A 22,478-nucleotide genomic window follows, 5' to 3' on the forward strand; every position below is an offset into this window, starting at 1 on the left:
AGAATCTGGCAGTGGCGTACGGTATGCTCCTCCAGTCGAAACCATCTGGAGAGCAATTCATGACACCGCCCAATTTCGTCATCCTCTTTGTCGACAAGCCTGAGCAAAGCGGCGCCTTCTACAGCGCGCTGCTTGGGCGGCAGCCGGTCGAGACCTCGCCGACCTTCGTGCTGTTCGTGCTCGACAACGGCTTCAAGCTCGGCCTCTGGTCGCGTCACACCGTGGAACCGGCCGCCGCGGCAGCAGGCGGTGGCGCCGAGATCGTCTTTGCGCTGGACACGCCGGGTGCCGTCGACGCCACCCATGCCGAGTGGGCCGGCCGCGGGCTGAAAATTCTGCAGACGCCGACCGACATGGATTTCGGCCGCACCTTCATCGCGCTTGATCCCGACAGCCACCGGCTGCGGGTTTATTGGCAAAGGCAGTAGGGCAGTAGGGCAGTAGGCGAGAGCAAAGTAGCACTAGGCGCGGCGCCGCACGATTAGCACGGTTTCCTACTGCCCTACTGCCCTACTGCCCTACTGCCCTACTGCCCTACTGCCCTACACTTGCCCGATACACGGCAATGCCGGCGGCGAGGTCCTCGAGGGCCGCGCCGACCGACTTGAACAGCGTGATGTCATCGTCGTTCTGCCGGCCTTTTTTCTGGCCGCGCGCCAGTTCATAGAGATCGGCGACGATGGCTTCCGGCTTCAGAACGCCGGAGGCCAGCGGCTGGACGATATCGCCTGCCTCCTTGGTGGCGCCGGCGCGGGTGTCGACATAGACCCGGGCGCGTGCAATCGCGTCGTCGTCGCTTTCGCGCATCGCCGGCGTGAAGCCGCCAACCAGATCGACATGGGCGCCGGGATTCAAGAGTGCGCCCTTGATCAGTGGCATGGTGGTGATGGTCGCCGACGACACGATATCGGCCTTTCCGAGTTCGGCGTCGAGATCGCCTGCTGCTTCGGCCGCAAAACCCTCGGCACGCAATCTTGCCGCGACCTTTTCGGCGTTGGCCGGCGTGCGGTTCCAGATGCGGATGTTCTTGATCGGACGTACCGCCGAATGCGCCTTTGCAAGGAACGGCGACAGCGCGCCGGCGCCCACTATCAGCAGCCGCGATGCGTCCGCGCGGGCCAGATAGGAGGCGGCCAGCGCCGACGCACAGGCCGTGCGCCACTGTGTCAGCCGCTGGCCATCGATCAAGGCCTGAGGCTCGCCGGTGGCGCCGTCGAGCAACAGGTAAAGCCCCATCACCGCGGGCTTGCCGACGGCATTGTTGTCGGGCGACACGGTGACGATCTTGACGCCGATATGGCCATCGGCCGAGGTGCCGGCTGCGTTGAAGTCGGTCCAGGCCGGCATCAAAAGCAGCGTCGAGGCGGCGCCATCGGGCCGCTCAACCGTGTGATGGTGCCTGACCGGCTGCACGGCGCCATCGCGAAAAGCGGCGCGCAACGTCTCGACCAGCCCGGAAAAGGTCAGCGCGCGGTCGACCTCGGCGGCGGAAATGGTCAGCATGAAAGGCTCCGTGGAGAACTAGGCCGGTTGTGCTTCAGGCCCGAGCCGCGGCTCAGTTCGTCGGCTTCGGCAAGGCTGGGCCCTGCGACGCGGTGGGCGCGCGGCTGACCGCCTGGCGCAGGTTCTCTGCCTCGGCGCCGCGCTGGCGCGCCAGCTTGCGGTAGCGGCCCTGCTTGGTCCAGGTAGCCAGGCTGCCGACGATCATGCCGATGGCCAGCGCCAGGAATAGGAAAATGAAGAGCGGCATGGTCAGCGTCAGCGCCGGATTGCCGGGGTTGAACGGATCGAGCGTGAAGGCGACCGGTTCGCGGTTGGCGACGGCCAACGCAATCAGGATGACGGCCAGCGGCACGAAAACCACGATGAGGAGAAAGCGATTGAACATGTTTTTCCGTTCGGAAGAAAAGGCGGGAGCGGTGGCGGGCGCCGCGCCTATTTGCCTCCGTTCAGCCTTTCACGCAATTCCTTGCCGGTCTTGAAGAACGGTACCCATTTCTCCTCGACCTCTACGGATTCGCCGGTGCGCGGGTTGCGGCCGGTACGGGCAGGGCGGTTTTTCACCGAAAACGCGCCGAAGCCGCGCAACTCGACCCGGTTGCCCTCGGCAAGCGCGTCGGTGATTTCATCGAAGATGGCGCTGACAATGTTTTCGACGTCGCGCAGGAAAAGATGCGGATTACGCGTGGCGATGATCTGCACAAGTTCGGATTTGATCATAAAAAGGCTCCCCGTAAAAGCAGTGCCGCCGAAATTATCAGAATGATTTTATTTGGTTTTTCACTCGTCCCAAGCGGTTCCTCAAGGGTGCCAGACGGAAACGAGACCGTCAAGAAACAAGCGGTCCGCTCCAATTTCGTGAAGGACGTCGCCGCCATGGCCGGGCAGGCCAAGCGCAGCACCGACGGTCTGCGCCATCGCCTTGGAGAACAGGAAACCACCACGTTTTTCCGTGTCCTTCCATTCCACCACCTTGAGCTTGGCATCGACACCCTTGCCTGCAAGCCAGTCGATTGCTTCGGCCTCGCCGCCGACCGCGTCGATCAATCTGTTGGTGACCGCCTGCCGGCCGGTGAAGATCGACCCGTCTGCGAGCGCCAGCGCCTCCGGCTTGGTCATGTTGCGGCGCTCGGCGACGATGCCGACGAACCAGTCGTAGCTGTCGAGGATGAGCTTGCGGACCATGGCGCGCTCATCGTCATTGGTCGGCTTGAAGGGAGAAGGCGAGGCCTTCAAGGGCGAGGATTTCACCTCCTCCAGCTTGACGCCGAGCTTGTCCATGAGGCCGCTGACGTCCGGGTACTGGATCAGCACGCCGATCGAGCCGACGATCGAGGATTTGCGTGCGACAATATGGTCGGCCGCGGTGGCGATCATATAGCCCGCCGAAGCCGCGAGCGTGCCGACCTCGGCCACCACCGGCTTGTCGGCGGCGAGCTTGCGCACTGCCTCATAGATCGACTCGCCACCGACGGTGGTGCCGCCGGGTGAATCGATCGACAGGATCACAGCCTTGACGCGCGGCGACTGACGGATTGCCTCCAGCCGCTTGATCAGTTCTTCGTCTTCGGTGATGGTACCTTCGATCTTGACCTTGGCGATGTGGTCGACAGCCGCGCCGGTGAAGTCGTCACCATAGATCCATGCCGAGAAGGCGATCAGTCCGGCTGCTGCGACGATAATCGCCGCAACACGCCAGAATGTCAGCTTGCGGCGCAAGCGGCGGCGGTCGATCAGGTCGTCGGCTCTCAATGCCATGGTCAGCCTCGTAGTCGGTGGGAGCAGATGCTTTTAAAGCAACCATTCGCGCCCGGCTACCGTTTCCTGACGGCCTTGCGCCAAAGGCCGTCTTAGGCATTCGCGGCAAGCCTCAACCTGTCACGTTCTACAGGCTCTAACACTGTGCGCCCATATCTGGTATGAGGTACAGGCTGCGCTGGGGCCATTTTCATTGTACAGGGGCGGCTGTCACATTTTTGCGGTTTTCCTCGGCTTGTGCTTGCTTGAGGGCGCCGGCACCCCACCTATAGGGCGGCCTGGCGGGCAGGGGTTTAGAAGAAGCAGTCATGTTAGCGGGACCAATCGAACCGACCAACACCGAGACGGAGTTGGCTCCCAAGGCCGCAGGCCGGGCGCGGGTCGACGCGTTTGACGTTGCGCAGCGTCATTCGCGCCGGGTCCGTATCCTCAAGCTGGCCGTGCCGCTGGTCGCTGCCGTGATTGCGGTCGCGTTTCCGGTCTATTCCTATCTCATGGCTCCCGCTGCAATCGAGGTGCAGGCCGACGGCGGCGCCTTTGCCGATGGCAAGCTGGTGATGGCCAATCCCAAGCTCAACGGCTTCACCAAGCAGGACCTGCCCTATTCGATGACGGCCCTGCGCGCCATACAGGACGTCAGCAAACAGGGCATCATCGATCTGGAAGGCATCAAGGCCAAGCTGCCGATTGCGGCCGACAACACGGCCGCCATCAACGCCACGCACGGCACCTACGATCGCGACGGCAACACGCTCAGCCTGACCAGCGATGTGACCGTGTCGACGACGGATGGTGTGGTGGCAAAATTCAAATCAGTCTATCTCGACATGGGCGAAGGCACTATGAAGACAAGCGAGCCCGTCGATGTCAGCCGCGGCGGGTCGCGGATCAGGGCGGATTCGATGTCGGTCCAGGACAATGGCAAGGTCCTGGTTTTCGAGAACAAGGTGCGCGTCGACATCGATCCCGCCAGTTTGAAGGCGGCAGAGGCAAAGAGCGGAGAGACCAATGCGGTTCAGTAGTTCGGCACGGCGCCTCGCCGCGATTTCGGCGTTGCTAACCTTGGGGCTGACCTTGGGGACGGCGCCGTCGCTGGCGCAGTCCAAGGCCACCAGCCAAATGTCCGGCCTCAGGCTGTCGGGCGACAAGCCGATCCAGATCGAAAGCGACAAGCTCGAGGTGCGCCAAGCGGAAAGCGTTGCCGTCTTCACCGGCAACGTCAACGTCGTCCAGGGTCCAACTGTGCTCAAGGCCGGCAAAATGACGGTCTATTACGTCAGGGATGCAGGCGCCGCCAAAAGCGCCCAGCCGGCGGGTGCCGCGGCAATGACCGGATCCGCCAACATCGACCATCTCGAGGTCGACGATAAGGTCTACATCAAATCGGACAATCAGGTTGCCACCGGCGACCGCGGCACTTTCGACATGAAGACCGAAGTGCTGGTGCTTTCGGGCAGCAAGGTCGTGCTCTCGCAAGGCGACAACGTGCTTGTCGGCTGCAAGCTCACTGTGCAGATGAAGAGCGGCCTTGCCCAGGTCGACGCCTGCGGCGGCCGCGTCATGATGTCGATCACGCCGCCGGCGAAGTCTGGAGCAGCGAAACCCTGATGACCGGCATATCGTCGCTGCTGGCGCGTCTTCCAGGGCGCGCCGCCAGCCAACTTGCGGCACCGGCCAGGGTCACCGTCGAAGCGGCAAAGTTCAAGGGAACCTTGATCGCCAAGGGGCTGACCAAAAGCTACAAGGGCCGCAAAGTCGTCAGCGGCGTGACGCTGGGCGTGCGCGCCGGCGAGGCGGTTGGGCTGCTCGGCCCCAACGGCGCCGGCAAGACGACCTGTTTCTACATGGTAACCGGCCTGGTGCCGGTCGATGAAGGCACGATCGAAATCGACGGTTTCGACGTCACGTCGATGCCGATGTATCGCCGCGCCCGTCTCGGCATCGGCTATCTGCCGCAGGAAGCCTCGATTTTTCGCGGCCTGAATGTCGAGCAAAACATCCGGGCCGTGCTCGAAGTGGTCGAAAAGAGCCGCAAGGAGCGTGAGCGCCTGCTCGACGAATTGCTCGAGGAATTTCACATCAGCCATCTGCGCAAGGCTCCGTCGCTGTCGCTCTCCGGCGGTGAGCGGCGACGCCTCGAAATTGCCCGCGCCTTGGCAACCCGCCCCGCCTACATGTTGCTCGACGAACCTTTCGCCGGCATCGATCCGATCGCCGTCGCCGACATCCAGCAGCTCGTGCGCCACTTGACGGCACGTGGCATCGGCGTTCTGATCACCGACCACAATGTCCGCGAGACACTTGGCCTGATCGACCGCGCCTACATCATCCATGCCGGCCAGGTGCTGACCCATGGTCGAGCCGACGAAGTGGTCGCAAATGCCGATGTGCGGCGGCTTTATCTCGGCGAGGGATTTACGCTCTAAGTGCGAAATTCCGGCTCGAGCGGGATTTCCGGCGTAGTCCAGCAGCTTTTTCTTCAATTTTCTGCCTGAAAACGCTCCGACAGGCGAGTTTTACCGCTCCTCGCCTTGACAAGCAAAAGCCGGGCCAGTTTCTATGCTGGCCTGGAAAATTCCTTCCAGCAGTGCGGGTGCGTAGACGGAGCGTTTGAAACCGAACCATGGCGTTGGCGGCAAAACTACAGCTACGACAGTCGCAGTCGCTGGTGATGACGCCGCAGCTGATGCAGTCGATCCGCCTGCTGCAGTTCACCCATCTCGAGCTGGAACGCTTCATCGACGACGAGATCGAACGCAATCCCCTGCTGGAACGCGCCGAACCGCAGGAGGACGCCGCCAGCGACCAGGCGCAGAAGGGCGACGCCGCATCGGAACCGGCTGCCGACGGCGACTGGTTCGAGGCGGAAACGGCGTGGAGCGCCGAGGCGATCTCGGAAAAGCTCGATACGTCGCTGGAAAACCTGTTTCCTGACGATCCTGGTACGAGCGAGCGGCTCGGGCCCGACCTGACGGCACAATGGAAATCGGCGTCCGGCAACGGCTCCACCTCTTCCTCCGACGGCTTCGACGTCGCGGATATGGCGGCGGCGGCCATCACGCTGCGCGACCATGTCGGCGAGCAGGTGGCGCTCGCCTTTGCTGATCCGGCGGCGTGCCTGATCGCCGGCGAGCTTGCCGACGGCCTCGACGAGGCCGGCTACATGCGTGCCGACATGGCCGAGATCGCCGCCCGCCTCGGCACGGACGCCACGGCGATGGCACCGGTCCTGGCGGTCTGCCAGACATTTGAGCCAGCCGGCATATTCGCCCGCGACCTCGCCGAATGCCTGTTGCTGCAGCTGGCCGTGCGCGACCGGCTCGATCCGGCGATGAAGGTGCTGATCGCCAATCTCGAACTCCTGGCACGGCGCGATTTCCAGACGCTGAAGCGGATTTGCGGCGTCGACGAGGAGGATCTGCTCGACATGCTGGCCGAGATCCGGGCGCTCGACCCGCGGCCTGGAATGGCGTTTTCGCGCGGTGCCAGCGATGCGATCGTGGCCGACGTCGAGGTGCGTGCAGCCAATGACGGCAGCTGGACGGTCGAGCTCAATGCCGAGACGCTGCCGCGCGTGCTGGTCGATCACATCTATTTCGCCCAGGTCACGCCACATGCGAAAAACCAGGCGGAAAAGGATTTCCTTGCCGAATGCCTGCAGAACGCCAACTGGCTCACGCGCAGCCTCGACCAGCGGGCGAAGACCATTCTCAAGGTGGCCTCTGAGATCGTGCGCCAGCAGGACGCTTTTCTCGTCCACGGCGTGCGGCACCTGAAGCCGCTCAACCTGCGCACGGTGGCGGACGCCATCGGCATGCACGAATCAACGGTCAGCCGGGTCACGGCAAACAAATACATGCTGACGCCGCGCGGTGTGTTCGAGCTGCGCTATTTCTTCACCGCCTCGATCGCTTCGTCAGGTGGCGGCGATGCGCATTCGTCGGAAGCGGTGCGCGACCGCATAAAGCAGCTGATCGACGAGGAGAAAGCCATCGATGTGCTTTCCGACGATGCCATCGTGGACATGCTGCGGGAAAGCGGCGTCGACATCGCCAGGCGCACGGTGGCCAAATACCGGGAAGGCATGAACATACCCTCTTCGGTGCAGCGGCGGCGCGAAAAACGCGCTTTGGCCAGCGCCGGCCGTTGATCTCCGGCGGAATTTCCACAGCTTTCGCCCTTCATTGACAAGCGGCGACGAAGTGGCTAGAAGCCCGCCCGCATGAGACGGGCTGGCGAGTGGATTTGAGTTCGCCGATGCCCGCACGAGAGATGGTCCGTCACGACGTAGGCCACGGGACGGCCAAGAAGGCGGCTTGTGATCAACCGGAAAGTTCGGATCTAAAATCGGCGCAAGTGACGCCGCAAAAGCTTGTGCGCGCGGACCACGAGTATAAACTCGGGACAGTTTGAAGCCTGAGCAAGGAAGGTCAGTTTTCAGATGACACTGCGCATATCGGGAAAACACATGGATATCGGCGATGCGTTCCGTACGCGCATCAACGACCGTGTCGGGGAAGTGATCGGGAAATATTTCGATCGGGGCTTTTCAGGGCAAATCGTAGTCGTCAAATCGGGGTCGCGCTACACGGCCGATTGCATGATCCGGCTGGACTCCGGTGCTTCGCTGCAGGCGACCGGCGATGCCCAGGATCCAACGCTTGCCTTCGATACCGCGGCAGACCGTCTGGAAACGCGCCTCAGGCGCTACAAGCGCCGGCTGAAGTCGCACAATTCAGGCAATAGCAACGGCGAGCTCACCGACGTCGCCTATACGGTGATGGCGCCGCTTGCCGACGACGAGGAGGACATACCGGAGAATTTCGCGCCGGCCATCGTCGCCGAATCGACTATGACGCTGCGGACCATGTCGGTGGCGTCAGCGGTGATCGAACTCGACACCAAGGACAGCCCGGTCCTGGTCTTCCGCAATGCCGGAAATGACCATCTCAACATCGTCTATCGCCGGCCGGACGGGAATATCGGCTGGATCGACCCGTCCACGGCCAAGGTCGCGCAGGGGTAAAGACCAGCCGCACGCGAGCGTGGGGACTGGCGACGGCAGGCGAACAAGGGATTTCAAGCATGGATCTGAGCGATCTCGTCAGCGTTCCGGCAATCATGCCGGCGTTGAAGGCGAACTCCAAAAAGCAGCTGCTGCAATTGCTGTCCGAAAGGGCGGCGGCAATTTCCGGCATTCCGGAGCGAGAGGTGTTCGACACCATCCTGCAACGCGAGCGGCTCGGCTCCACCGGCGTCGGCAACGGCATCGCCATTCCGCACGGCAAGCTGGCTGGGGTGAAGCGGATCGCCGGCGTTTTTGCCCGGCTGGAGACACCGGTGGACTTCGAGGCCCTCGATGATCAGCCGGTCGACCTGGTGTTTCTGCTTTTGGCTCCCGAAGGTGCCGGCGCCGACCACCTCAAGGCGCTGTCGCGCATCGCGCGGGTGCTGCGCGACGCCGACACGGTTGCCAAGATCAGGGGCACGCGCGACGCCGTGGCCATCCATGCGCTGCTGTCGGACACGCAGGCCTCGCACGCCGCTTGAGGTTTTGATTAAATCCTTTGAAGGGCCGCCGTGAGCGGCCCTGTCCGTTTCCAGCCAGATCGCTGCGCCGTATTTGTCAGTCGATGGCGCCAATGTTGGTGGATAGCGACGTTAGTGGATAGCGACCGGGGTCAGATCGTTTTCCAGCGCGCCAGCCAGTGCCCGGTCGCGAGCGTCCGAAAGCAGGATCGGCTGGCCATTAGCGGCAAACAGGGCCCACAGTTCCAGACCCGGCGCGATTTCGCCGAGGCCCGGGAAACGGCCGCGCAGATCGTCGCTCGACACTTTCCTGAGATAGGCGACCGAACCTTCGCCGAGATGGGCGAATTCGCCGCTGGTCATGATGATATTCTCGTTAGTTCTGGTCATTTCAAGCCTCCTTGCCGCGAGACGCCGCTCAAGGCCATCCCGCATGAGAGCTATCGGCAAAAATCAGTCTTTCACCGATATGTTTATTTTTCGTACCAGCCGTTCGGATTCCGGCCGATCGAGATCGATCGACAGAAGGCCGTTCTTCAATTCCGCCGCAATCACCCGCATGCCGTCGGCCAGCACGAAACAGCGCTGGAACTGGCGCGCGGCGATGCCGCGGTGGAGAAATTCGCGCTCGGTGTCGTCGTTCTGACGGCCGCGCACGACCAACTGGTTCTCCTCCGTTGTGACATCGAGATCGCTTTCCGCGAAACCGGCGACGGCGAGCGTGATACGCAGCCTTTCGGTTTTGCCGTCGGCACCGCTGAGGCGCTCGATGTTGTAGGGAGGATAGCTGTCACCGGACTTTGCCAAGCGCTCCAGCGTCTTTTCCATGGAATCGAAACCGAGGAGAAGCGGGCTGGAAAAAGGCGTCATTCGGCTCATGTTACAGTGTCCTCTCAAGAGCGACATAAAGTGGAAAAACCCGGATGGCATTTTTCCCGATGGTCTTGATATGGTCCGCCGCCCGGCAGACTTCAAGCCGTCACACGTCCCGCCCAAAAAGACTTGCCAAAACAAGGAATTGAAATGCCCCAATCCCGCAGGATCATCATCGACACTGACCCCGGCCAGGACGATGCCGTCGCCATATTGCTGGCGCTCGGCAGCGCCGAGCTGGAGATCGTCGGCATCACCGCGGTGGCCGGCAACGTGCCGTTGAAACTTACCGAAAAAAACGCCCGCAAGATCTGCGAGCTGGCCGGCCGGCCGGACGTCAAGGTCTATGCAGGCGCCATCCGGCCGCTGGCGCGCGAACTGGTCACCGCCGAGGAAGTGCATGGCAAGACCGGCCTCAACGGGCCGCAACTGCCCGAACCAAAGATGAAACTGCAGGAAGAGTATGCGGTCGATTTCATAGTCGAGACACTGATGAGGGAGGAGAGCGGCACGATCACGCTTTGCGCGCTCGGGCCGCTCACCAACATTGCGTTGGCGCTGATCCGCGAGCCGAAAATCGCGCCGCGCATCAAGGAAATCGTGCTGATGGGCGGCGGCTTCTTCGAGGGCGGCAACGTCACGCCGACCGCCGAGTTCAACATCTATGTCGATCCGCATGCCGCCGATGTCGTGTTCAAATCCGGCATTCCGATCGTGATGATGCCGCTGGACGTCACCCACAAGGCGCTGACCACCGCCAAGCGCACGAAGGCCTTCCGCAAGCTCGGCACCAGGGTCGGCACGGCCACCGCGGACATGCTGGAATTCTTCGAACGTTTCGACGAGGAGAAATACGGTACCGACGGCGGCCCGCTGCACGATCCTTGCGTGATCGCGTATCTGCTGAAGCCGAAGCTGTTCAAGGGTCGCAACTGCAATGTCAGCGTGGAAACCGCCTCGGAGCTCACGATGGGCATGACGGTGATCGACTGGTGGGGGGTGACCAAGCGGCCGAAGAACGCCATGGTAATGCGCGACATCGACCATGATGCGTTTTTCGCGCTGTTGCTGGAAAGGCTGGGGCGGCTTTAGGGCTGCTCAGTAGTTGAGCAGGCGGTAGGTGGTGGTACCGTCCTGGCGTTGCTGTTCTTCGATCGAGACTTCCGATCCGATCATGTGGGGTGTTTCCACCTCACCATCGACAAATATCCGAGCGTTGCCGTCATGGAGGCGGACTTCATATCTATAATAAAGTCCATGTCCGACGGAACCTTTCGGATTTAGAGGCATCGTCGCAACATCTTCGACGGTGCGTCCTACGAGTTGTGTGCCAGTGATCGGACTGTTCTGCCTAGTTACAATCGGCACAGCGATCGCGAGAGCGAGCGCGCACAAAATTGTGATGCCAACAACTCTGTCGCGAAACTCTTCCCGAAGCAAAAGAATGCGGGTTCTAAGAGAAATATTTGTCGGCCCCATATCTTAGAGTTGAGTAGCATAGGGGCATTGTTCAAGAGCGATTCCCCGAAAAAGCCATGTCACTCGCTTCACCTTTGAAAACAGCTTATCGATCGATCGTCGTTCAATTTGCAAACCGGTAAAAGACGAAGCCATTGTCGCGCGTGACGCGCTCGATGCCTACGCGCGAGCCGATCAGATGCGGGAGGTCGTCGTAAACGAGGACCGTCGAACCGTTCTCAAGGACCAGCAGATATTGGATATTGCGCCCTTTACCCTGTCCACTTTTGATCGTTGCATCGACCGGTCGACCGACCGGATCGGACTTGCGTCATTCGCCCATTTGTTCAGAGCCGACGGAACCATCGCCGCGAACAAACCAATGAACAGGATCACGCCAAACGCGTTCCTTTTCAAACCCGCGTAAGTCCACGGCATAGACATGAATCCCCAACTGTTGATCCATGTGGTGGCCTGAAGGCCGACTTTCAATCGGCCTTCCTATTCCAGGATGCTGCTGTTGGCGTCGCCGGGCTCGCGGCCGTTACTTCGCCTTGGAAAACGCCAGCCACAGGCCGCCGCCGACCAGGAAGCTGCCGCTGATCCTCGACAAGAGCTTGACGCGGCCGGCCGACAGCAGGCGTCCGGCGCGGCCGGCGGCCAGCGCGTAGGTCGAATCCGAGACGGCGGCGAAGATCATCGCAGTGAAACCCATGACGCCGATCTGTAACGCGTAATTGCCTTCAGGCGCGATGAACTGCGGAAAGAAGGCGCCGAAGAACACCAGTGTCTTTGGATTGCTGATCGCCACCAGCAGCCCCTGCAAAAAGAAGCCGCCACGCGGCCTTTTTGCCGATCCGTCGGCGTTAAGCTTGCCTTTCGAGCGGAACATCTGCACGCCCATCCAGATCAGGTAAGCGGCGCCGATCAGCCGGACCCATTCGAACCAGTGGCCCATGCCGGCGATCAGCGAGGTCAGCCCGATGCCGACGATGGCGATCATGATGGCTAGCCCGGCCTGGGTGCCGGCGACATTGGCGAGCCCGGCGCGCGAGCCGTGGCGGATGCTGTTGGCAATGATCAGCGTCACCGTCGGCCCCGGCACCAGGATGATGACGATGCAGGCGACGACATAGGTGGCGTAGAGTTCCAGCGACATTTTTTCCCTCCACAGATGCCGCTCGTGCGGCGCGCTGTCGCGATCAATGCATGGCGATGAGTTGCGTGCAAGTCGGCGCCGACAATGCGGAGTTGATTTCAGCAGGCGCCGGCCTGCCATGGCAGCGTTGCCTCATAGGCCGCAGCCGCCCTCAGCACTGAGAGGTCACCGCGCGGCCGCCCGATCAATTGCATGCCCATCGGCCTGCCCCTGGCGTCGAAGCCCGCCGGTACGTTGACCGCCGGGCAGCCGCCCAGCGTGGCGAACGCTGAAACCTGCATCCAGCGATGATAGCTGTCCATGGCACGCCCGGCCACTTCCCTTGGCCAGTGGGTGACGACATCGAAGGGAAAGACCTGTGCGGCTGGCAGCGCAATCAGGTCGAAACGCTCGAAGAGCGACAGCAGCATTCGATGCCAGGACGAGCGCCTCACCGTGGCGGCGTGGATCTGCGGCGCGGTGAGGCGCAGTGCATGTTCCACCTCCCAAACGGCCTCCGGCTTCAGCAGACTGCGTTTCGAGGGATCGTCGTAATGCGCCTTGAGTGCACAACCGCTGCTCGCCTGGCGAAGCGTTACAAAGGCCTGCCACAGGGCTTCGAAGTCGCATCCCGGCATCAGCGGCTCGGCCTCGAAGGATACAACCGCGAACCGGTCGAGTGCTGCCTCGCAAAGCTGTAGAATGCCTGCTTCAACCGGCAGATGGCCTTCGAGATCGCCGAGCCAGGCGATGCGCCCGCCGGGCGCCGGTGCTTCCAGCCCTTCGAGGAACGAGCCTGGCTTATCATGCGACAGCGGCGCGCGAGGATGATAGCCGGCCTGAACGTCGAGCAGCAACGCCATGTCACGCACGTTACGCCCCATCGGCCCTTCGACGCCCATTTGCGCAAGAAACACATCAAGGTCAGGGCCGGCCGGCACCAATCCCTGCGATGGACGGAAGCCATAGACATTGTTGTAGGCAGCGGGATTGCGCAGGGAACCGCCAAAATCGCTGCCATCGGCAACGGGAACCATGTCGAGCGCCAGCGCGACCGCCGCACCGCCGCTCGAGCCGCCGGCGGTCAGCGCCGGGTCAAATGCGTTGAGCGTCTGTCCGAACACGGTGTTGTAGGTGTTGGAGCCGAGCCCGAATTCGGGAACGTTGGTCTTGCCGATGATGATCGCGCCGGCTTTACGGACGCGCTCGACGAAGAAGTCGTCTTCCTCAGGCACGAAATCGGCGAAGATCGGCGAGCCGAAGGTGGTTCTCAGGCCGTATGTCAGCGCAAGATCCTTGATCGCGATCGGCAGGCCGAACAGCGATCCGGTATCTACTCCTCGCGCCAGGTGAGCGTCCGCGCTGTCGGCCTCGCGCAGGATGTCGGCACGCTCACGCAATGAAACGATAGCGTTGACCAGCGGGTTCACCGCCTCGATCCTGTCGAGGAATGCCGCGACCACTTCGCGCACCGAAAGCTGCCGGCGCCTGATCTTCTCGGCAAGCTCCACGGCAGACAGGCGGCAGATGTCGCCGGCGGGCGGCACCGCATGCTTGGTCGTCGGGCGCATGGCTGTCATCCCGCTTTAGCCTGCAGATTTCTGCAGGGCGGCATCGACGTCCCTGGCCAGCGGGATGGCCGGCTGTGCACCGGCCTTCAGGCAGGCCAGCGAACCGGCTGCGGCAGCGCGGGCAAGCGCCTGGTCGAGCGGCAGGCCGGCTGCCAGCCCGGCTGCAAAATAGCCGCAGAACGTGTCGCCGGCGCCGACCGTATCGAGCGGACTGATCTTCAGCGCCGGAACCATCAGGAGATCGTCCGGCGTTGCCGCCAGAACGCCGTCCGCGCCAAGCGTGACGACGATGGTGCGCCCGGTTCTCGCGGCATAGTCGCGCATCCGTGCCGGGCGGTCGCGGCCATTCAACGACAGCGCTTCGCCATAGAGGTCGAACTCGGTTTCGTTGGCGACGAGATAGTCGGCCTTGCCGAGGAAGCCGGCCGCGTCGCCATGGAAAGGTGCGGTGTTGAGCACTGTGATCGCGCCGGCCGTGCTTGCCGCGTCGAGTGCTGCCTCGACGGTCTGCAGCGGGATCTCCAGTTGCAGCAGCACGACGTCGCCGTTTTTTACGAAAGCCTTGGAAAGGTCACCCGGCACGACCGAATCATTAGCGCCCGGCACAACGGCGATCACGTTCTCGCCGTCGGCGCCGACCATGATCAACGCGGTACCGGTCGAGGCAAAGGTCTCGCCGACGCCGGACAGGTCGATCTTGCCGTCGCGCAGCAGCGCCAGAGCGTCGCTGGCGAAGCTGTCCTTGCCGACCGCGCCGACCATGCGCACCTTGGCGCCGGCGCGGGCGGCGGCCAGCGCCTGGTTGGCGCCCTTGCCGCCGGGGGCGGTAGCGAAACCGGAGCCGCGCACGGTCTCGCCGGGACCGGGCAAGCGGTCGACACTTGCGATGAGATCGAGATTGATGGAGCCGATGACGACGATCAAGAAGTGCCTCCCGCTAGCGCATACCACTCTAATTGCGCGGGAAGCTACTCCGTAAGATCGCTGCTTGTCACCCTAGCGGTCCTTGCATCGCTCCTATCGTTCCATTTGTTGGCTATTCAAGAAGAGACCTGTCCCGCCTCCCAGCCGAGGATGGCGCGTTTGCGGGTCAGGCCCCAATGGTAGCCGGTGAGCGCACCGGACTTGCCGAGAGCCCGGTGGCACGGCACGACGAAGGACATCGGATTGGCACCGACCGCGGCACCGACAGCCCGGCTGGCGCTCGGTGCGCCGATGCGCGCGGCGATTGAGGAATAGGTGCAGGCCTGGCCCATCGGAATACGCAGCAAGGCTTCCCAGACGCGGACCTGGAAGTCGGTGCCGATCATGACGACGCGCAGCGGCTGGTCGGCGCGCCACAGCGTCGGATCGAAGATGCGCGCGGCATAGGGCGCCGTTGCAGCCATGTCCTCGACATAGGTCGCATTCGGCCAGCGGCTGGACATGTCGGCAAAGGCCGCACGCTCGCCGCCTGGGTCGTTGAAGGCGAGGCCGGCAAGGCCGCGGTCCGTCACCATGATCAGCGCGATGCCGAAAGGCGAGATATGATAGCCGTAGCGGATGGTGAGCCCTGCGCCGCGGGTCTTGTAATCGCCCGGCGACATCGCTTCGTGGGTGACGAACAGATCGTGCAGCCGGCCTGGGCCGGACATGCCGAGTTCGAACGAGGTTTCAAGCAGCGGCATGCCGGCATCGAGCAGCTTGCGCGCATGATCGAGGGTGACGGCCTGCAGAAAAGCCTTGGGCGACAGGCCGGCCCAGCGGGTGAACAGCTTCTGCAGCCCGGTCGGCGTCTCGCCGACCTCCTCGGCCAGCACTTCCAACGAAGGCTGGTCGCGATAGTCGAGGCTGATCTTTTCGATGGCACGACGGACGATTTCGTAGTCTCCACCTTCAGGCGTGATGTCTTTCTGAAGGATTGCTGTCGTTTTGAGAGGCATTTGGGCGTTCATGGCAGTATCTCCTTGAGTGCGAATATCGTCCTTCGCGGCGCCGATCACCACCCGAAACTTGCTTTCCCGCGGCATGTACCCAGATAGAGCTGGGCTTTGAATGGGGAGGACGGTCGTGGCTGGTGAAAAAGTAAACCTGACCGGGGCAAAGGAGACTTTGCTTTTGACACTTTACGGCAAGGCGCTGGAGAGCCGGCTGCCCAATTCGCTGCTCAGGGACTACTTTGCCGACGAGGCGGTGCGCAACATCGACTATGATTTCTCACGGCTCAAGGTCGACAACAATCTCGGCATCGGTCTAGCAATCAGGGCAAAGACGCTGGACGTCTGCGTTCAGGACTTTCTCGCCCGAAATCCTGACGCCATCGTACTGCATCTCGGGTGTGGGCTCGATACGCGCATATTCCGTATCGACCCGCCAGCCGGCGTGGACTGGTTCGACGTCGACTATCCCGAAGTCATCGATCTCAGGCGCAAGCTCTATCCAGTGCGGGATCACTACCATCTGATCGCTTCGTCGGTCACCGAACCTGGATGGCTGAACAAAGTACCTCGGGATCGCCCGGCCATAGTCGTGGCGGAAGGCCTGACTATAGTCGCCTGGGACTGAAGATCATTCGCCTCAATTCCTCCTTCCGCGCCACCGGCGCCGAGGTCCACTGGAGCATCGAGAACCCGCATGAATTGGAGCGAGCCGTTCCGAAGCTGCGGTTCGTCGAGGACATCCCTGCCTATAAGCCGGAACATGCCGCTCGCATGCGCTGGTTCGCGAAACTGTTCGTTCGCCTTTGGAAATATATTCCAGCATTGCGCAAGATCGGCAGGCTGTTGCGCTATCGGTTCTGAAACGCTGGCTCAGCGCGCCTTGGCGGCTGCCAGAGCGCGCGAAAATGCGGTGGCAAAACTTTCGCGGTCGGCAGGGTTGAGGAAGCCGCCGATCGAGACGGTTTTTCCTTGCGCCTCGACCGCCATTCTGGTGATGCCGATCTCGGCGTGGCGGGCGATCGAAAAGCGCGCCCAGAACGGATTGAAGCGGTGTGCTTCCGATTTGCCTGACGGGGCAGTCTTGCGGATGTCGAGGCTGGTGCGCGACACCGATACCTCCTCGCGAGCCCGGGCGGCACGATAATTGGCGCGGAAGGCGATGTAGACGGCGATCACGTCGAGGCCGAAGAAGCCGAACACCGGCCAGGCGCCGCGCGACAGAAAAAAAGCTCCGGTCACCAGCCAGCCGAACAGCAGGGCGCCCATCAGGATGGCAAAGCCGGTCTTGCCCAGCGACCGGTGCGGTGTCAGCAGCGCCTGGAAAAATGGCTCGTCGGCCTGAAATGAGGCGTTTGTGTCGCTCATTGGGGAATATTATAGGAAGGCAATGACAAGCCCCAAGCCCAAAAACTCTTCTGCGCTAAAAAAAGACCTGTTGCCCGGCCGCCGCGACGGCTCGAACGTCAAGCCGCGTCCGCGGCCGGCGAGATCGCGGGCGCTTTACAGCGCGGCCGAGGTGCATGAGATTTTCCGGCGCTTTTCCGTTCAGCGGCCGGAACCGAGGGGCGAGCTCGAACATATCAACGCCTTCACGCTGTTGGTGGCGGTGGTGCTTTCGGCTCAGGCGACGGACGCCGGCGTCAACAAGGCGACGCGGGCGCTGTTCAAAATCGCCGACACGCCGCAAAAGATGCTGGCGCTAGGCGAGGCCAAGCTCGGCGACCATATCCGCACCATCGGGCTATGGCGCAACAAGGCCAAGAACGTCATCGCGCTGTCGGAGGCGCTGATCCGCGACCATGGCGGCGAGGTGCCTGAGGATCGCGATCAACTGGTCGAGCTGCCGGGTGTCGGCCGCAAGACCGCCAACGTCGTGCTCAACGTGGCATTCGGCCAGCATACGATGGCGGTCGACACGCACATCTTCCGCATCGGTAACAGGCTCGGCCTGGCGCCGGGCAAGACGCCGGAACAGGTCGAGCAAGGTTTCCTGAAGATCATTCCGGATGAATATATGCGGCACGCGCATCATTGGCTGATCCTGCACGGCCGCTATGTCTGCAAGGCGCGCAAGCCGGATTGCCCGGCCTGCGTCATCGCCGATATCTGCAAGGCCAAGGAAAAGACGACCAGCGTGCCTGCACCGCTGGTCGAGATCGCGCCGCTCGGGCCAGTAGAAGCGGCTACTGAGTCAGTGCCCGGCAAGTGACTCTGAAGTTCCTCGTATGTGGCGCCGTCCACATTCAGGAACTCTCCTCGACGAACACCTCCTCGCGCTTCTTCCTGACCGCGGGGAGAAACACGATGACGAGCACGGCAAGCGCGATGAGGAGCAGGCTGGCGCTGATCGGCCGCGTCACGAAGGTGCTCGGATCGCCGCGCGAGAGGATCATGGCGCGGCGTAGGTTTTCCTCGAGCAGCGGGCCGAGCACGAAGCCGAGCAGCAGCGGCGCAGGTTCGCAGCGCAGCTTGGTCAGGAGGTAGCCAAGCAAGCCGAAGAAGGCGACGGCATAGAGGTCGTAGACGTTGGTGTTGACGCTGTAAACGCCGATCGAGCAGAACGCCATGATGATCGGGAAGAGCACATAGTAGGGGATGGTAAGAAGTTTCACCCAAAGCCCGATCAGCGGCAGGTTCAAGATGATCAGCATCAGATTGCCGATCCACATCGAGGTGATGATACCCCAAAACAGTGCAGGCTGTTCGATGGCGACATTGGGGCCGGGCACGATGCCCTGGATGATCATCGCGCCGATCATCAGCGCCATTACCGGGTTGGCCGGAATGCCGAGCGTCAGCATCGGGATGAAGGAGGTTTGGGCGCCGGCATTGTTGGCCGATTCCGGTCCGGCGACGCCTTCGATGGCGCCCTTGCCGAATTCCCCGGGATTTTTCGAGACACGTTTTTCGACGGTGTAGGAGGCAAAGGCGGCAAGGATCGCGCCGCCTCCCGGCAGGATGCCGAGCGCCGAACCGATGATCGTTCCGCGCACGATGGGAGCCGCCATGCGCCGAAAATCTTCGCGGGTCGGCATAAGGCCGGAGATCTTTCGGATCAGCACGGAACGCTCATGCTCGTTTTCGAGGTTGCGCAGTATCTCGGCGACGCCGAAGACACCGACCGCCACTGCGACGAAATTCAGCCCGTCGGCATATTCGCGGATACCGAGTGTGAAGCGGGGCGTACCGGTGTAGATATCGGTGCCGACAAGTCCCAGCAGCAGGCCGAGCACGACCATAGCCAGCGCCTTGACGATCGAGCCGTGGGCGAGCGCGACGGACGAGACCAGGCCGACGATCATCAGCGAAAAATACTCGGCCGCGCCGAATCTCAGCGCTATCGCCGTCAGCGGTGGGGCAAAGATGGCGACGAGGAAGGTCGACACCGTGCCGGCAAAGAACGAGCCTATCGCCGCGGTCGCCAGGGCTGCTCCGGCGCGGCCGTTCCTGGCCATCTGATAGCCGTCGATTGCGGTGACGGCCGACGAGGATTCGCCGGGCATGTTGATGAGAATGGCGGTGGTCGAGCCGCCATACTGCGCGCCGTAATAGATGCCGGCGAGCATGATGAGAGAGGAAACCGGGTCGCCGATCTGGAAGGTGATCGGCAACAGCATGGCGATGGTTGCGGTGGCACCGATGCCGGGCAGAACGCCAATCAGCGTGCCGAGAAGGACGCCGATCAGGCAGAAACCGAGGTTTGCCAAAGATGTGGCTGTCGAAAAGCCGAGTGCGAGGTTGTTGAGGAGTTCCATTTCATCTCCTCACAACGACAGTGGCAACCACGGGCCGAAACGCCGAAACGGCAGGCCGAGTGCGTAGCTGAAGACGACGAATGCGAACAGCGTCAGGCCGGCTGACAGCACGAGTGCAGTCAGCGGCTTCATACGGCCGCTACCGAAAGATGCGATCAGCGCCGTCAGGAAGATCGACGGGATGAAGCCGAGGCCGCGCACCGTCAGGCCGAAGAAGATCGGAGCAGGCAGGATGAACAGCATGCCGCGCCACGCAATGTAACCGATCGGCTCACTCTCGAAGCGCACTGCCTCGACTAGGATGACGGCGCCGAGCAGAATGAGCACGATCGCCAGAACCAGGGGGAAATAGCCCGGCCCCATGCGAAAGGCGGTGCCGATTTCGAGGCCCAGCGACTGCAGCGCGAAAAAGGCGCCAATAAAGATCAACAGCGCGGCGCATATGCCGTTGGTTCTGTCGATTGCGAAAGGTTTCATGGCGTCCTCCCGGCCCGCCTCACGGGCGTGCCGATGCCGGTGTAAAAACGGGGCGCTGGCGGCGCCCCGTTAAAAACCTTTAGTCGGCGTACTGGCCAGCCGCTTCGATGATCGGCTTCCAGCGCGCAATCTCACTTTCCAGCTTGGCCTTGAGCGCGGCCGGCGTGGCATCGGCCTCGGGCGACGGCTTGGTGCCGAGTTCGGCAAATCTGGCGACGACGTTCTGGTCCTTCAGCGCCACCTGCAGAGATTTCGACAGGCGTTCGGTGATCTCGGCCGGCGTGCCCTTGGGTGCATAGATGCCGTGCCAGATGCCGACCTGCACCTGGGGAAGACCGGCCTCTATCGTCGTCGGCACGTCCGGCAGCACGTCTAGCCGTTGCGGCGAGGTTACGGCATAAGCCTTGATCGTGCCGCCCTGGATCTGCTTGGTGGTATTGGTCGTCTGGTCGCACATGATGTCGACCTGGCCGCCGAGAAGATCGGTCATGGCCGGGCCGGTGCCCTTATAGGGTACGGTGACCAGCGGCGTGCCGATGGCGCTCATAAACAGCATGCCGCACAGATGCGAGGCGGCACCGATCCCGGCATTGGCAACGGTGATGCTGTCCTTGTTGGCCTTGGCGTAGTCGACCAGCCCCTTCAGATCGGTCGGCTCGAGGTCCTTGCGGCCGACGATGGTCATCGGCACCTCGGTGACGAGGCCGACATATTCGAATGCGTTCAGCGTGTCGTAGGCGAGCTTTCTGTAGAGCGTAGCACTCGTCGCCATGCCGATGTGATGGAGGAGCAGCGTGTAGCCGTCAGGCTCGGCATTTGCGACGCGGCCCGCGCCCAGTGTGCCGCCGGCGCCGCCGACATTCTCGACGATGACCTGCTGGCCGAGGTCCTTCGACATGGCTTCCGCGACAAGACGCGTGACGGTGTCAGTAGGGCCGCCGGCCGAAAACGGCACGACAATGGTGATGGTGCGTTCGGGGTAGGTCTGCGCGCCAGCGGCCGGTGGGTAAAGCATGGCGGCCGCAGCGACAGCTAGCGCGGCGACGAATTTTCGCATCGTGTTTCCTCCCAGGATATGATTGCCAACCGCTGCGCGGATTCCTCTAAAACCGACTGTAGATGGAGCAATAACTAGCGCAACCCGACAAATGACAATCGGGCTCAAACGGCAAACTGCACGTCTATCCGCGCAAATGAGTGGGAAGGATGGGCCGTGCGATGCCCTTCCTCCAACCTATGCTAGTAGCCATAGCCGCGCGCCATCGCCGCCGCGAACACCGGGATCAATAGGAAGATCGATGCCTCGGTGCGGACATAGGTGCGAACGGACGCTAGCTCCGCCGCAGGCACCTGGAAGCCGGGACTGGCGCTCGCCTGCCTGTTCCAGGACAGGAATCGGACGGTCGGGATAATCGACAACAGGCCGACAATTGCGAAAGCGGCCATCTTTGCCCAGAACATCCAGTTGTAGACGTAGAATTCCCAGCCCTTGAGACCATGGATGACGCGGCCGATGCCGGCGACGATGATCAGCATGGCGATGATGCCGTAGTGGCGATCGATGCCGACAAGCCGCTTCAGCGTCGCGGCGGACAAGTCGCTGCGGATCAGGACGAACTCGGCGCCGATGATGCCTGCCAGCGAAAACACCAGCAGATGATGGAAGATGGCAAGCACAAGGTCGGTGGTGTCCATGCTGTTCCCCTCTGTCGGACGGCAGCGCCGAAACCCAATGCGCCTGAACCAGTACTGGAGAAAAACTAACACCGCCTGGCAGGATTCACATCAGCCTGGAAGATGATCTACACAGCCTTGGCTCTTGTTTTTCGCAACGGATTTGGATTTCCCGTCTCGAGCGTGTCGCTGTCCCCACTTTTGGAAGACCTGCATTAGGCACCGGCAACACAACCGAGACATGACCATGGCCAGTCCGCATACAATTGTCGCCCCAGTGATTGAGACCTCGCGCACGGTCCTGCGGCCGCACCGGCTTGACGATTTCGACGCCTACGTCGCGATGTGGGCCGATCCCGTCGTCACCCGCTTTATCGGCGGCAAGCCGCGCACGCGGGAGGAAAGCTGGATGCGCTTCCTGCGCCACGCCGGCCTGTGGTCGCTTCTGGGCTACGGCTTCTGGGCGATCGAGGAAAAGGCCACCGGCCGCTTCATCGGCGAGGCCGGCTTTCACGATCTGAAACGCGACATGACGCCCTCGATCGAGGGCATTCCGGAGACCGGCTGGGCTCTGGTTGCGGGCGCGCATGGCCACGGGTTGGCCAGCGAAGTCGTCGCACGGGTGCTTGCCTGGGGCGATGAGGCATTTGCAGCCGCGAAGACCGTCTGCATCATCGATCCGGAAAACACCGGCTCGCTGAACGTCGCGGCAAAATGCGGTTATGGCGAAGTGCTGCGAACCGTCTACCAAGGCAAGCCGACCATCCTGCTGGAGCGGCAACCCTGACGGATGCTGTTTGGCACTGCCTGCCACGTCGTCTTCGGG

27 protein-coding genes are annotated in these 22,478 nt (G+C 62.3%); 11 read left to right on the forward strand and 16 right to left on the reverse strand.

Features of this window, described 5'->3' with window-relative positions:
* Positions 1 to 59: 59 nt before the first annotated feature.
* Positions 60 to 428 (forward strand): VOC family protein, encoded by a 369-nt coding sequence (locus NKI29_RS15020; RefSeq protein ID WP_352796603.1) that lies wholly within the window; start codon positions 60 to 62, stop codon positions 426 to 428.
* A gap of 106 nt (positions 429 to 534) precedes the next feature.
* On the opposite strand, the gene lhpI is transcribed toward NKI29_RS15020, so the two are convergent.
* The 4 genes from lhpI to sppA form a co-directional block, all read right to left on the reverse strand.
* Positions 535 to 1,503 (reverse strand): bifunctional Delta(1)-pyrroline-2-carboxylate/Delta(1)-piperideine-2-carboxylate reductase, encoded by a 969-nt coding sequence (gene lhpI, locus NKI29_RS15025; protein WP_352568228.1) that lies wholly within the window; start codon positions 1,501 to 1,503, stop codon positions 535 to 537.
* A 52-nt stretch (positions 1,504 to 1,555) separates the two neighbouring features.
* Entirely contained in the window at positions 1,556 to 1,888 is a 333-nt protein-coding gene (locus tag NKI29_RS15030; protein ID WP_023675260.1) for a LapA family protein, read from the reverse strand.
* A gap of 47 nt (positions 1,889 to 1,935) precedes the next feature.
* Positions 1,936 to 2,220: an integration host factor subunit beta gene (locus NKI29_RS15035; RefSeq protein WP_023675261.1), complete on the reverse strand. Its 285-nt coding sequence runs from the start codon at positions 2,218 to 2,220 to the stop codon at positions 1,936 to 1,938.
* Positions 2,221 to 2,301: 81 nt separating this feature from the next.
* Positions 2,302 to 3,258, reverse strand: a complete 957-nt coding sequence (gene sppA / locus NKI29_RS15040; RefSeq protein ID WP_352568227.1) for a signal peptide peptidase SppA — start codon at positions 3,256 to 3,258, stop codon at positions 2,302 to 2,304.
* A gap of 308 nt (positions 3,259 to 3,566) precedes the next feature.
* Between sppA and lptC the strand changes: the two genes are divergently transcribed.
* From lptC to ptsN, 6 genes are all read left to right on the forward strand, one after another.
* Positions 3,567 to 4,280, forward strand: coding sequence for an LPS export ABC transporter periplasmic protein LptC (lptC, locus tag NKI29_RS15045; RefSeq protein ID WP_352568226.1), 714 nt, complete (start codon positions 3,567 to 3,569; stop codon positions 4,278 to 4,280).
* Entirely contained in the window at positions 4,267 to 4,866 is a 600-nt protein-coding gene (locus tag NKI29_RS15050; protein WP_023675264.1) for an LptA/OstA family protein, read from the forward strand. The genes lptC and NKI29_RS15050 overlap by 14 nt, the downstream gene beginning before the upstream one ends.
* Positions 4,866 to 5,684 carry an LPS export ABC transporter ATP-binding protein gene (gene lptB / locus NKI29_RS15055; protein ID WP_023675265.1) on the forward strand — a complete coding sequence of 273 codons (819 nt, stop codon included), beginning with the start codon at positions 4,866 to 4,868 and terminating at the stop codon, positions 5,682 to 5,684. The genes NKI29_RS15050 and lptB overlap by 1 nt, the downstream gene beginning before the upstream one ends.
* Positions 5,685 to 5,881: 197 nt before the next feature.
* Positions 5,882 to 7,408 (forward strand): RNA polymerase factor sigma-54, encoded by a 1,527-nt coding sequence (gene rpoN, locus NKI29_RS15060; protein WP_352568225.1) that lies wholly within the window; start codon positions 5,882 to 5,884, stop codon positions 7,406 to 7,408.
* Positions 7,409 to 7,699: 291 nt separating this feature from the next.
* Entirely contained in the window at positions 7,700 to 8,284 is a 585-nt protein-coding gene (gene hpf / locus NKI29_RS15065) for a ribosome hibernation-promoting factor, HPF/YfiA family (protein WP_023675267.1), read from the forward strand.
* Positions 8,285 to 8,343: 59 nt separating this feature from the next.
* Positions 8,344 to 8,808, forward strand: coding sequence for a PTS IIA-like nitrogen regulatory protein PtsN (gene ptsN / locus NKI29_RS15070; protein WP_023675268.1), 465 nt, complete (start codon positions 8,344 to 8,346; stop codon positions 8,806 to 8,808).
* A 111-nt stretch (positions 8,809 to 8,919) separates the two neighbouring features.
* Here ptsN and NKI29_RS15075 read toward each other — a convergent pair whose 3' ends face one another.
* Together NKI29_RS15075 and NKI29_RS15080 are read right to left on the reverse strand one after the other, a co-directional pair.
* Entirely contained in the window at positions 8,920 to 9,177 is a 258-nt protein-coding gene (locus tag NKI29_RS15075) for a BQ00720 family protein (RefSeq protein WP_023675269.1), read from the reverse strand.
* A gap of 63 nt (positions 9,178 to 9,240) precedes the next feature.
* Positions 9,241 to 9,666: an Hsp20 family protein gene (locus tag NKI29_RS15080; RefSeq protein WP_023675270.1), complete on the reverse strand. Its 426-nt coding sequence runs from the start codon at positions 9,664 to 9,666 to the stop codon at positions 9,241 to 9,243.
* Positions 9,667 to 9,810: 144 nt separating this feature from the next.
* Here NKI29_RS15080 and NKI29_RS15085 point away from each other — a divergent pair, with 144 nt between their 5' ends.
* The gene (locus NKI29_RS15085; protein ID WP_352453985.1) at positions 9,811 to 10,752 is read left to right on the forward strand and encodes a nucleoside hydrolase; all 942 of its coding nucleotides are present in this window, start codon (positions 9,811 to 9,813) and stop codon (positions 10,750 to 10,752) included.
* 697 nt (positions 10,753 to 11,449) lie between these two features.
* On the opposite strand, the gene NKI29_RS15090 is transcribed toward NKI29_RS15085, so the two are convergent.
* The 5 genes from NKI29_RS15090 to NKI29_RS15110 all read right to left on the reverse strand — a co-directional run bounded on the left by NKI29_RS15090 (position 11,450) and on the right by NKI29_RS15110 (position 15,761).
* Complete coding sequence (locus NKI29_RS15090) at positions 11,450 to 11,584, reverse strand: hypothetical protein (RefSeq protein ID WP_352568224.1); 135 nt, start codon at positions 11,582 to 11,584, stop codon at positions 11,450 to 11,452.
* A 78-nt stretch (positions 11,585 to 11,662) separates the two neighbouring features.
* The gene (locus NKI29_RS15095) at positions 11,663 to 12,277 is read right to left on the reverse strand and encodes a LysE family translocator (protein WP_352568222.1); all 615 of its coding nucleotides are present in this window, start codon (positions 12,275 to 12,277) and stop codon (positions 11,663 to 11,665) included.
* 98 nt (positions 12,278 to 12,375) lie between these two features.
* Positions 12,376 to 13,836, reverse strand: a complete 1,461-nt coding sequence (locus NKI29_RS15100) for an amidase (RefSeq protein ID WP_352796605.1) — start codon at positions 13,834 to 13,836, stop codon at positions 12,376 to 12,378.
* 6 nt (positions 13,837 to 13,842) lie between these two features.
* Positions 13,843 to 14,751 (reverse strand): ribokinase, encoded by a 909-nt coding sequence (locus NKI29_RS15105; protein WP_352568218.1) that lies wholly within the window; start codon positions 14,749 to 14,751, stop codon positions 13,843 to 13,845.
* A 116-nt stretch (positions 14,752 to 14,867) separates the two neighbouring features.
* Positions 14,868 to 15,761, reverse strand: a complete 894-nt coding sequence (locus NKI29_RS15110; protein ID WP_352568217.1) for a methylated-DNA--[protein]-cysteine S-methyltransferase — start codon at positions 15,759 to 15,761, stop codon at positions 14,868 to 14,870.
* A gap of 115 nt (positions 15,762 to 15,876) precedes the next feature.
* Between NKI29_RS15110 and NKI29_RS15115 the strand changes: the two genes are divergently transcribed.
* Complete coding sequence (locus NKI29_RS15115) at positions 15,877 to 16,371, forward strand: class I SAM-dependent methyltransferase (protein WP_352568216.1); 495 nt, start codon at positions 15,877 to 15,879, stop codon at positions 16,369 to 16,371.
* A 245-nt stretch (positions 16,372 to 16,616) separates the two neighbouring features.
* Here the strand turns inward: NKI29_RS15115 and NKI29_RS15120 are convergent, their stop codons facing one another.
* On the reverse strand, positions 16,617 to 17,111 hold the full coding sequence (locus tag NKI29_RS15120) for a DUF2244 domain-containing protein (protein ID WP_023675281.1): 495 nt from the start codon (positions 17,109 to 17,111) through the stop codon (positions 16,617 to 16,619).
* A gap of 22 nt (positions 17,112 to 17,133) precedes the next feature.
* Between NKI29_RS15120 and nth the strand changes: the two genes are divergently transcribed.
* Positions 17,134 to 17,955, forward strand: a complete 822-nt coding sequence (nth, locus tag NKI29_RS15125) for an endonuclease III (protein WP_023675282.1) — start codon at positions 17,134 to 17,136, stop codon at positions 17,953 to 17,955.
* Positions 17,956 to 17,989: 34 nt separating this feature from the next.
* Here nth and NKI29_RS15130 read toward each other — a convergent pair whose 3' ends face one another.
* From NKI29_RS15130 to NKI29_RS15145, 4 genes are all read right to left on the reverse strand, one after another.
* Positions 17,990 to 19,501, reverse strand: coding sequence for a tripartite tricarboxylate transporter permease (locus tag NKI29_RS15130; protein ID WP_352588322.1), 1,512 nt, complete (start codon positions 19,499 to 19,501; stop codon positions 17,990 to 17,992).
* Between the two features lie 9 nt (positions 19,502 to 19,510).
* A complete protein-coding gene (locus NKI29_RS15135; RefSeq protein WP_352568215.1) occupies positions 19,511 to 19,978 on the reverse strand; it encodes a tripartite tricarboxylate transporter TctB family protein in 468 nt (155 codons plus the stop codon).
* 79 nt (positions 19,979 to 20,057) lie between these two features.
* On the reverse strand, positions 20,058 to 21,035 hold the full coding sequence (locus NKI29_RS15140; protein ID WP_352453992.1) for a tripartite tricarboxylate transporter substrate-binding protein: 978 nt from the start codon (positions 21,033 to 21,035) through the stop codon (positions 20,058 to 20,060).
* A gap of 182 nt (positions 21,036 to 21,217) precedes the next feature.
* Positions 21,218 to 21,673: a DUF2214 family protein gene (locus NKI29_RS15145; protein WP_352568214.1), complete on the reverse strand. Its 456-nt coding sequence runs from the start codon at positions 21,671 to 21,673 to the stop codon at positions 21,218 to 21,220.
* Between the two features lie 226 nt (positions 21,674 to 21,899).
* Between NKI29_RS15145 and NKI29_RS15150 the strand changes: the two genes are divergently transcribed.
* On the forward strand, positions 21,900 to 22,439 hold the full coding sequence (locus NKI29_RS15150) for a GNAT family N-acetyltransferase (protein ID WP_352568213.1): 540 nt from the start codon (positions 21,900 to 21,902) through the stop codon (positions 22,437 to 22,439).
* The last annotated feature ends 39 nt before the right edge of the window (positions 22,440 to 22,478 follow it).

Origin of the sequence: Mesorhizobium sp. M0678, from assembly GCF_040320505.1 — a bacterium.
In the GTDB taxonomy this organism is placed as follows: domain Bacteria; phylum Pseudomonadota; class Alphaproteobacteria; order Rhizobiales; family Rhizobiaceae; genus Mesorhizobium.